The 4,075-nt window shown below is 45.6% G+C and carries 4 protein-coding genes and 1 pseudogene; 1 reads left to right on the plus strand and 4 read right to left on the minus strand.

Going from position 1 to position 4,075, the window contains the following annotated elements:
* Positions 1–523 precede the first annotated feature (523 nt).
* The 3 genes and pseudogenes from IM509_RS05810 to IM509_RS05820 all read right to left on the minus strand — a co-directional run bounded on the left by IM509_RS05810 (position 524) and on the right by IM509_RS05820 (position 1,275).
* The gene (locus IM509_RS05810; RefSeq protein WP_249264986.1) at positions 524–586 is read right to left on the minus strand and encodes a hypothetical protein; all 63 of its coding nucleotides are present in this window, start codon (positions 584–586) and stop codon (positions 524–526) included.
* 87 nt (positions 587–673) lie between these two features.
* Positions 674–742, minus strand: a pseudogene (locus IM509_RS05815) (choice-of-anchor R domain-containing protein); the annotation flags it as partial.
* Positions 743–858: 116 nt separating this feature from the next.
* A complete protein-coding gene (locus IM509_RS05820) occupies positions 859–1,275 on the minus strand; it encodes a choice-of-anchor R domain-containing protein (protein ID WP_260441195.1) in 417 nt (138 codons plus the stop codon).
* Positions 1,276–1,485: 210 nt separating this feature from the next.
* Between IM509_RS05820 and IM509_RS05825 the strand changes: the two genes are divergently transcribed.
* Positions 1,486–2,241, plus strand: coding sequence for a cobalt-precorrin-6A reductase (locus IM509_RS05825; protein WP_052277874.1), 756 nt, complete (start codon positions 1,486–1,488; stop codon positions 2,239–2,241).
* 466 nt (positions 2,242–2,707) lie between these two features.
* Here the strand turns inward: IM509_RS05825 and IM509_RS05830 are convergent, their stop codons facing one another.
* Positions 2,708–3,895 (minus strand): TRC40/GET3/ArsA family transport-energizing ATPase, encoded by a 1,188-nt coding sequence (locus IM509_RS05830; RefSeq protein ID WP_046663184.1) that lies wholly within the window; start codon positions 3,893–3,895, stop codon positions 2,708–2,710.
* Positions 3,896–4,075 lie beyond the last annotated feature (180 nt).

The following is a 4,075-nucleotide window of genomic DNA, read 5'->3' on the forward strand; positions in this document are numbered from 1 at the left end:
ACATTATCAAAGCGCAAGTCCCTAACATCTCGAAGGCTCTCCCCCTACTTAGGGTGATCGGCAAACCTGATCTATCGGAGGGCGCAAGCCTTGCGCCCCTACAGTAACGGATTTTGTCCACAATGTAGGGGCGCACTGCGTTCGCCCAAAAGGTACATTATCAAAGCGCAAGTCCCTAACATCTCGAAGGCTCTCCCCCTACTTAGGGTGATCGGCAAACCTGATCTATCGGAGAGCCCAAGCCTTGCGCCCCTACAGTAACGGATTTTGTCCACAATGTAGGGGCGAACTACGTTCGCCCAAAAGGTACATTATCAAAGCGCAAGTCCCTTAATTGCCCTCACCCCCCTGCCCCGCCGACATCGGGGGGGTCGGGGGTGGGAGAGGGGAGTAGGATGTCTGCCACGAATAAAGAAAAATGCTATAACCTATCAGGTAAGGGAGGGAGACGCTGACTTTTGCCATTGCCAGGTGGAACCTTGGCACGAGACAAGAGAATCGAGTCGCCCCCACCCTACTGTTCCTATTTCCGTTTCTTCAGGCTAGAAGCTAACCCTAATCCTCCCAATCCTAACAAGGCAACCACGGAACCCGGTTCGGGGATGTTAGTAGCGGTCCCCTCAAGGCTAAATTGGTAAGGCCCATCAGTAGGAAAAGAAGTCCAACCTCCCCCTTGATTGTTACTCTCAACGTAACCATCACCAATCGTCCAGCCAGGGAGTCCTGTTTGAGCGTAAGATGTAGTATAACCCCATTGATAATTCCCGACATTATCTGAAACACCACTGACTAACCAGTAAGTGGTAAGCTAAACGGCGCTTAACCTGCATGATCCAATAGCTATAACCCTTTTGGAGTCTATATCGGTGATCCGAAGTAAAAGCCGTTTAGCTTATTAGCGGCTAATGTGTACGGAGTAGCCAGGGTAAAGGTGTTATTGGCGAGAGAGGTGGTAATGGAAGCCGGGTTAGTAAAACTGGTTATCAAAGTGCCGGGGGTTCCACTGCTGTTGCTATAGAGACGAACAAACAAGTTGGGACTGGCGGTTAATTGTTGGAACAAAAGAGTAGCAGACTGAAGATTGTAACTGCTACTACCAGTGGTAAAGCTTGATCCATTCCAAAAGTTAAAGTTTATACTTCCTATGCCATCATTTGATTCACTTAAGTTCTCAACGAGGGTGACAGCATAAGCTTGTTGCCCTAAACCCAAGGAAAGAAGGAGAGCAAGGCTACCCCCCCCGATTTTTGCTAGAATTTGCTGGTTTTTGGTCACTTTTGGAAGTCCTAACGACAAAAAGAGTTAAATTGGTCTTGATTGATGGTCTATGTTCTGAGCATCTGCTGGGAAAATAAACGTTCTGGTAACTTAGCACAGATTCCTCGTTTTTGGGAAAAAGTAGAGTGACCTAACCCCAACAATCTCTTTCCTTTGCAAGGCAAGATAGGAAGATGGAAAATTAGTTAACCTTTTGGCAATTGCTGGATGACTAAAAATAAAAGAGTGCTGATTTTAGGGGGAACGGGGGAAGCGGCGGCATTAGCGGCTAAAATTGCGGCAATTCCGGGGATAGATGCCATCGCTTCCTTTGCCGGTCGCACGAGAGAACCGATTACCCTCACAACTCCTTCTCGCCGGGGAGGGTTTGGTGGTGCCACCGGGTTAGCCAATTATCTACGCCAAGAAGGCATTGATTGTTTAATTGATGCCACCCATCCCTTTGCCGCACAAATTTCTTTTAATGCCGCTCAAGCTGCCTCGGATTGTGGTATTCCTCGATTAATGTTAAGTCGTCCAGCTTGGGAAAAAGTATCTGGAGATAATTGGATGGAAGTAGAAAACAATCAAGCGGCAGCGAGTATTTTATCGGGGTTAGCACCGCGGATATTTCTCACTATTGGTCGGCAAGAACTGGCAAGTTATGCACATCTAAAAAATATCTGGTTTTTGATGCGGATGATTGACCCTCCAGAAGCAGATGCCATCGTACCGATTGGAAAATTATTGTTGGAACGGGGGCCTTTTTCCTTACAGTCAGAGCGCTCTCTTTTACAAGAATATAAGATTGGGGCGATCGTGAGTAAAAACAGCGGCGGTGATGCCACCTACGCCAAAATTATCGCCGCTAGGGAGTTGGGAATAACTGTGGTCATGGTACAACGTCCACCCGTACCTGAAGGAGAAAAAGTGGCAGATGTTGAAAGTGTCCTGGCATGGTTAGAAAAAAGACTGCTCTCTTGATTTTTCTGGGAAAATCATCAGTAGGGTTGGCTGAATAAATGTGAAATATGGACTAGGTAAGGGGTTTGGGGCCTGTTTGGCGAAGCATCTGTAAGATTTTCAAGTTCTGTAAGGGCGAAGCATTCGGGCAATAACCTATTGCTGAAATCATAGATTTTCTATCCGAATGCTTCGCCCCTACTTTTTGCCGCAAACCCTAAGTAGTCGTGCAAAATTAATTTCCCAGTCGAGAGGGTTGATGGGAGACAGCTATCAGTTATCATACTAAATCCGTTGAGTAACGCACAGAAAACGGGTTTCTCGGAGAAACCCGTTTTCTACTCATGCACTCATGCAAAAAGGGGAATAAATAATCAGTCTTTCATAACCAGATTTAGTATCAGATTTTATTTTTCAGTTCACTGATTACTGATCACTGATCACTGATTACTGATCACTGAAAAGCTTCCCACCTACTCTGGGAAAATTACACTTTCACCACGTTGCTAAAAGAGATTTTCAGGTAATCATCTTCCATTTTTGCTCCAGAAGGTTTCAGGGCTGCCAAAGCTTGGGGTAAGACTAAATTACGACGGTGATTACCGATGCGAATATTTAACTCATCTCCAGTTTTATTTAGTTGTATCTGTTCCTTGGGTATGCCGGGTAAATATAATTCCAGACTGTAGTTATTTTCCTGTTGAACTACCCGAATAGTGTTTTCTTGGTAATAAACCTTAGTCGGATCTTCCCCAGCAAAAAGAGTTTCTTTCAGTCTTTCCAAAGCGGGTAAACCACACATTTCTTCGGAGTAGAGAGGAACTTCCTTAACTGGTAAAGGATGAAAATTATCGTAAATTTCCTGTTTATAACCCTGTTGATTTTCTTTCCAACGAGCAAAGAAAGGATCGGTTACTTTGTCGGGAATAATCCGATTAGCAATAATCAAATCGGTGGAAACATTATAGAGACTTAGATAGGCATGGGCGCGTAAAGACTCCTTAATCACCATTTTTTCGGGGTTTGTCACCAAACGTACCGAGGTTTGAGTATTATCGGTCAAAACCTTTTCTAAAGCCTCGATCTGCTCATAAAACTCGTAGGGAGCATCCATAACTTCCTTGTCCGGTAGGGAAAAACCGGCGATCGGTCGAAATAAAGGTTCCACCAGTGGTCGCAATGCCACCGACATTCCCTGTAAAGGTTTGTAAAATCTTCTCATGTACCAACCGCCCACTTCTGGCAAACTCAGCAATCGTAAAGCTGTCCCCGTCGGTGCGGAATCGATAATCAACACATCATAAGTACCCTCATCGTAGTGGCGTTTCATGCGAACTAAGCCGAAAATCTCATCCATTCCGGGTAAAATCGCTAATTCTTCCGCTTGCACTCCATCTAAACCCCTAGCTTGCAATACCTGAGTAATGTAACGTTTTACTGCGCCCCAGTTGCCTTCTAGTTCCATTAGTGCGTCTAATTCTGCCCCCCAAAGATGGGGACGTACCAAACGAGGATCGTGACCTAATTCGAGATCGAAACTGTCAGCGAGAGAGTGAGCGGGATCGGTGCTGAGAACTAGGGTTTTATAGCCAAGTTCGGCGCAGCGGAGTCCTGTAGCGGCGGCGACGGAGGTTTTACCCACGCCTCCTTTACCGGTCATGAGAATTACACGCATGGGGGCTGATTCTAAGAAAATTTACATTACTTATTCTTATTTTGACATCCTCGCCGCCCTAAAAGTGCGGCGATTCCTAAACCTCACGATTTAAGTTTCTGCTTCCACCACCGTCGCATACCACAGTTAAAAAACCATGTACTGTCTTACACAGAGTCCACAGACTTTCGCCCCATTTCA

The organism is Microcystis sp. M31BS1 (assembly GCF_020245285.1).
In the GTDB taxonomy this organism is placed as follows: domain Bacteria; phylum Cyanobacteriota; class Cyanobacteriia; order Cyanobacteriales; family Microcystaceae; genus Microcystis; species Microcystis panniformis.